Raw genomic sequence first — 3760 nt, 5'->3', positions numbered from 1 at the left:
CAGCTGAGATTAGCTTGAAACAGCGATCTGCACGATATCTTTGATTTCCGAAGCAACAAGGGCTGACTTGACGTCATTCAGCGCACTGAGCACTGCACTCATACGATCCTCTGACGACCTTGAAAACTGCATCGACACTGAATCCTCCTCGCCGATTCCGACCAGAGCATCTGTGCAGTCTGATGAGCCCAGTCGCTCGACTAGGTCGTCGACACTGAGTGTCCCCGGACGAAATGACAGTGCCATTTTGAATTCGTACTCTTCCACCCGAACCCCCTCCACCGGCAACGTTAAACTACTCTATCTTAGTTTGACGCCACAGCTCAAAAAAGTTGCGTGTCCGCGGTCCGCGGACAGTGGACGGTTGGGGTCAAGGGATTGGTTTAGGGGTACAGATTGCGTCATCAAAACTCTCGAAATTCGTCCCCCAAACACCCCTTTTGCCCGACCAAATCGTTGTAGCTTTTGATCGCAGCGCGATTTTCTTCTCCCCATTGAGCCCCTTGGCGCTTGGAAAGCTCTTCTTCCAGTGCTCGCTCCAGGGTCGCTGACAGGTTAATGTTCAGATTCCGGGCTTTACGGAGCAGGTCACTGTTAACTGACAAGTCTACTGATTTTTTGGGTGCGACTGTGTTGTAAAGCTCGGACATCGTAGCCTCCAATGGGCTGTCACATGCATTACTACAGTTTAGGCGCATATTAGTCTCCAACCAAGAGCATTCAACCAGTGGCTATTGACACCCGCTGGCAAGACATCAGCAAGGACTATCGCGAACGGCGGATAGTTGGGGTCAATGGTTTGGTTGGTGGCAAGGGGGTTGGTTTGGGTTTGGGGCCAACCAGGGCGGGATGGCCTGGGCGCCGGGGTTGTTGATGAGGTGTGGGGCTGGGTGTAGAGTGATCGCTAAACAACTATAAACACTGAGTAGCAGCTCATGCGCAGACTAATACTGACATTGATCGCATCCGCAGCCCTGTCCGGATGTGTTAACCAAGCACAGGTCCAACAGGGCCAGCAAGCGTTTTTGTCCGGGGATTATGCAACAGCGGCGGACAATCTCAACGGACCAGCCCAGAATGGAGACATGGTAGCTCAGTATACGCTCGGTAAAATGTGGCACCATGGCCTTGGAAATACTCCTAAGAATCCTGATGAAGCGGCTAATTGGTATCGAATGTCAGCAAATCAGGGCTACATTCCTGCGATGCGCGACCTGGGGATCTTGTTTATCGAGAATGGCTACCATGACTTTGCAGTGGACCAATTCACGATCGGGGCAAGATACAACGATGACTTCTCGATACAGCAATTGCGCAAGTTAGGTGCGCCAGTGCCAGACACCGATCTCTATCGACAGAAGTTAGCTAACGAAGCAAATCTTCAACGGCAGCGGGCTGTTGCTGAACAGCAGTACCTGGATGCTGCCGGAGAAATTGGGGCGGCGATTGGTGCATCAGCTGGAAAATAGTCAACAGAAATCAACCGACGTCGCAAATGATATGCGTCGTCTGGCCAAGTTCTGGGCTCTTGAAGATGCGGAAGCGGCGGGCCTTTTTGGCGTGTCGGACCTTGTTTGGGCGCAAGTAAAAAGCGGGTCTGAGGTAGCGTGCTCTGATGATGTGCTAGAGCGGGTTGAGATTCTGTCTGGCGCTCAACGACGGCTGCAGGAGGCGTATTTCACGAGTGATTCTCGGGCAGAAACGTTTTTGCACATGCACAGTTTTGGAGCTCCGTGGGACCCTGATCCGCCGCTAAAACCTATGTTAGAACAGGGTCTGCCTGGGGTTCGGGCGTTTGGCTGGTATGTGCGTCGATTAACGAGGTTGGTATAATCTTTTTATAGCTCGCCAAAACCAGTCGCGATCATGCCAGTCGAGTAAGAGCTCTCGTTATAGCGGCATATCTGGCGATGAGCAGAGCGTCTGACCTGCCATCCCTTAGCCCGCCCTGTGGTCCGTGTAAATTTGCGGAGGGCTAAAACTCAAGTGCCTTGTCAGCGATCTGCTGCTTTTTACGCGCCTTGTCTTTTTCGCCAGTAGCCAGCCCGAACATGGCTTGCCAGTCTTGTGGCCTCACCATGTTATCTTGCTTTTTAAGCGCTCCAGCAGCACCCAGGATGTAGGCTAGGTTCCTGCCGAAACTAAAAGCAGAGACGACATCTTGGCCTGGGCGGCTACCAACTTGCTCAATATAGATCACATCAGCATCGCGCATAAGATTAGCGAGTGCTGCAGCATCTATTTCTTTCTTCTTTTTGAGAGTTCGCGTCGGCATATCATGTAAAGCGATGATTATGACGGTCGCATCTAGCTGAGCAATTCCGCCTGATAGTCCGGGGTCTATACTTAAAATCATTGATATTATTCTTCTATTTCAAAATCACATCACAATGGTCCGCAAATTGCGTGCTAATCGTCGGCGGGCTGGTCGTGTGACGCATCAATGAGACTCTTGCGCAGTCGCACTTGTCCGGCTGACTCATTTATAGACCACACGATGCTTGCGCCGCTCTGCAGACTTAGAGCATCTACAACTTCTCTAGGTAACAAGATCTGCCAATCTTCGTCGATCGCTACCTCAACTTCTTTCATACCTCGACCTCCTCCCATGATTTCCTAAGCTTATGCTTGTGCGCTAGGTGCGTCAAAGTTTCATGAAGACTCCGATATCGAACACAGTTAAGCCCATAGACAGACATAGACCATTTTAAGTTACCTCTACGAGAAGGTAGCCAGGGCCTCCACACAGAATGGGTATCTCTCTCCGCGAAGCGGTAATATATCTATATATAGAAGAGATAACTTTTACGTGGTCAGGTTTTTTTGGCTAACTAAGAAATTTAAAGCATGTAGAAACAGTCAGTTACGAAAACGGCGGACAGCTTTTCGGGGATTTTTAGCCGAAAAATTCTGCATAAGCGGTGCAGAATTTATTCGCACTTCCTAACGGATAATATAATTTTGTCGATATTTACTTTTCCATATTATTTCGATATACTATTAGGAGAACGATTTATATTTACGAAAGGTATTGATTTTAACTACTCACAGTCGTATCATATTATCGTGTCTCAGATAGATGATCTTCGTCACAAATAATAACAATAAATAACAATAAAAAAGTGAGCAGTAACATGAACCCTATTTTGTACACTAATCCCATTTCAACGCGCGCGGATATCAATTCTGCAAAAGCTCTAGCTAAAGCAGACAAAGAACTCAAAGTCCTCCTCGTCGCAACGCGATCTGATGCTATAAATGCAGCAGCACTCGCCCACTCAATGAAAGTTGCGCTCCAAGTCGAGGGCCACACCCTGATCGCATCTGCTGATAAAATAGCAATGATGCAGTTCCAGATGATTTATGCAGAATCAGTTGCAGATAGAGCAAAAATAGCTCGCTCTGTGCAAGACTACTTAAATTCTCTCATACCTGAGCGAACGTCGCTTGCAGATGCTAAAGAGCTAGTTATAGAGCACTTTCCAGCTATCTCCATGGAGATTAATGCAGGGTTGNGCATTGATCGGCGGGATGGGAGCGGGCAAGACCGTTGCTATCAATCGCGAATTTGAGCGAGCGAGCAAAAACGGCGAGAGCCCGCTCAAATTCTCCTCTAGGATCGCTCACATCATAAGTTTTGCCGATGATGATAGACATTACTCACAGCTCAAGAAGGGTGGTATTTTTGACGAGAGAGGCGCAATCACAGCGTCTATTTCGGGACTGTTTCACCCTGTTCTTGCTGGTGTACGCAATCTGA

5 protein-coding genes are annotated in these 3760 nt (G+C 48.7%); 1 reads left to right on the top strand and 4 read right to left on the bottom strand.

Translation table 11 applies throughout. The features are described 5' to 3' along the window. Window positions 1–9: 9 nt before the first annotated feature. Window positions 10–246: a hypothetical protein gene (locus ABD735_RS05245; protein WP_344804040.1), complete on the bottom strand. Its 237-nt coding sequence runs from the start codon at window positions 244–246 to the stop codon at window positions 10–12. Window positions 247–404: 158 nt separating this feature from the next. Continuing rightward, window positions 405–650 carry a type II toxin-antitoxin system CcdA family antitoxin gene (locus ABD735_RS05240; RefSeq protein WP_344804038.1) on the bottom strand — a complete coding sequence of 82 codons (246 nt, stop codon included), beginning with the start codon at window positions 648–650 and terminating at the stop codon, window positions 405–407. Window positions 651–935: 285 nt separating this feature from the next. On the opposite strand from ABD735_RS05240, the gene ABD735_RS05235 reads away from it, so the two are divergent. Then, window positions 936–1469, top strand: a complete 534-nt coding sequence (locus ABD735_RS05235) for a tetratricopeptide repeat protein (protein WP_344804036.1) — start codon at window positions 936–938, stop codon at window positions 1467–1469. Window positions 1470–1975: 506 nt separating this feature from the next. Here ABD735_RS05235 and ABD735_RS05230 read toward each other — a convergent pair. Both ABD735_RS05230 and ABD735_RS05225 read right to left on the bottom strand, forming a co-directional pair. After that, window positions 1976–2356, bottom strand: a complete 381-nt coding sequence (locus tag ABD735_RS05230; RefSeq protein ID WP_344804034.1) for a RuvC family protein — start codon at window positions 2354–2356, stop codon at window positions 1976–1978. A 53-nt stretch (window positions 2357–2409) separates the two neighbouring features. Beyond that, window positions 2410–2592: a hypothetical protein gene (locus ABD735_RS05225; RefSeq protein ID WP_344804032.1), complete on the bottom strand. Its 183-nt coding sequence runs from the start codon at window positions 2590–2592 to the stop codon at window positions 2410–2412. Window positions 2593–3760: the final 1168 nt, after the last annotated feature.

The organism is Allohahella marinimesophila (assembly GCF_039538005.1).
Taxonomy (GTDB): domain Bacteria; phylum Pseudomonadota; class Gammaproteobacteria; order Pseudomonadales; family Oleiphilaceae; genus Allohahella; species Allohahella marinimesophila.
The sequence above is the reverse complement of the archived record's forward strand: the minus strand, read 5'-3'. Positions and strand labels throughout refer to the sequence as shown.

Coding starts and splice junctions, on each gene's coding strand:
- ABD735_RS05245 (WP_344804040.1), bottom strand. CDS start 246: ATGGCACTGTCATTTCGTCCGGGGACACTCAGTGTCGACGACCTAGTC.
- ABD735_RS05240 (WP_344804038.1), bottom strand. CDS start 650: ATGTCCGAGCTTTACAACACAGTCGCACCCAAAAAATCAGTAGACTTG.
- ABD735_RS05235 (WP_344804036.1), top strand. CDS start 936: ATGCGCAGACTAATACTGACATTGATCGCATCCGCAGCCCTGTCCGGA.
- ABD735_RS05230 (WP_344804034.1), bottom strand. CDS start 2,356: ATGATTTTAAGTATAGACCCCGGACTATCAGGCGGAATTGCTCAGCTA.
- ABD735_RS05225 (WP_344804032.1), bottom strand. CDS start 2,592: ATGAAAGAAGTTGAGGTAGCGATCGACGAAGATTGGCAGATCTTGTTA.